Source organism: Nonomuraea sp. NPDC003201, assembly GCF_053590415.1.
On record NZ_JBSFTC010000788.1, the window covers coordinates 1 to 1034 of the forward strand.

Sequence of the window (1034 nt, forward strand, 5' to 3'; positions counted from 1 at the left end):
TCGGTCGCCCTGGTGGATGTGTGGAAGGGCGTCGGCATCGCCACCGTCATCTACATCGCCGGCATCCTGTCCATCCCCCGCGACTACTACCAGGCCGTGGCCGTGGACGGCGGCGGGGCCTGGCACCGCTTCCGCCACGTCACCCTGCCCCTGTCCTGGCCCGCCACCTACTCCGTCATCATCCTGTCGTTCATCGGCGGCCTGCGCTCGTTCGATCTGATCTGGACGATGACGCGCGGCGGGCCCGGCTTCACCAGCGACACCATCGCCTCGATCATCTACAAGCAGTACCAGGCCGGTTTCTTCGGCCTGTCCACCGCCGGCAACGTGCTGCTGTTCGTGGTGGTCACCGCCATCGTCGTCCCGCTCAACTACTTCCTCGGCAAAAGGCAGGTGCCCGCATGACCGCGCTGAGAAGGCTCGGTGCCGAGGCGATCGCGCTGGTGCTGGCCGGGGTGGTCTTCCTGATCCCGTTCGCGCTCATGCTGCTGACCGCGGTCAAGGACCAGACGCAGGCCACCGACCTGGACTTCGCCTGGCCGGCCAACTGGCCGATCGTGCAGAACTTCGTGGACGTGATCGAGGCCCGCGACTACGTGCTGCTGCGCGCCTACGTCAACAGCACCGTCCTGACCGTCGCGTCGGTCGTGCTGATCGTCGTGTTCGCCTCCATGGCCGCGTTCGTACTGCAGCGCCGCACGGGCAAGCTCGGCTCGGTGGCCAACTTCCTGGTGCTGACCGGCCTGATCATCCCGCCCGCGATCGTGCCCACCATCTGGCTGCTGCAGGCGCTCGGTCTGTTCAAGACCCTGCCGGGGCTGATCCTCATCGAGGTGGCCTTCCACATGGCGTACTCGGTGCTGCTGTTCCGGGCGTTCATCGCGGCCATCCCGCGCGAGCTGGACGAGGCCGCCCAGATCGACGGCTGCACCGGGCTCGCGCTCTTCTTCCGGGTGATCTTCCCCCTGCTCAAGCCGGTCACCATCACCGTGGTCCTGACCACCTCGGTGGCCATCTTCAACGACTTCGTCAAC

Annotated in this window: 2 protein-coding genes; both read left to right on the top strand. The window is 66.6% G+C overall.

What is annotated here, in order from left to right:
* Positions 1 to 405, top strand: a 405-nt coding sequence (locus ACWDX9_RS63655; RefSeq protein WP_449973505.1) for a carbohydrate ABC transporter permease, incomplete at its 5' end; no start/stop codon positions are given.
* The coding region (locus ACWDX9_RS63660; protein WP_449973506.1) for a carbohydrate ABC transporter permease at positions 402 to 1034 on the top strand (633 nt) is incomplete at its 3' end. The genes ACWDX9_RS63655 and ACWDX9_RS63660, both read left to right, overlap by 4 nt.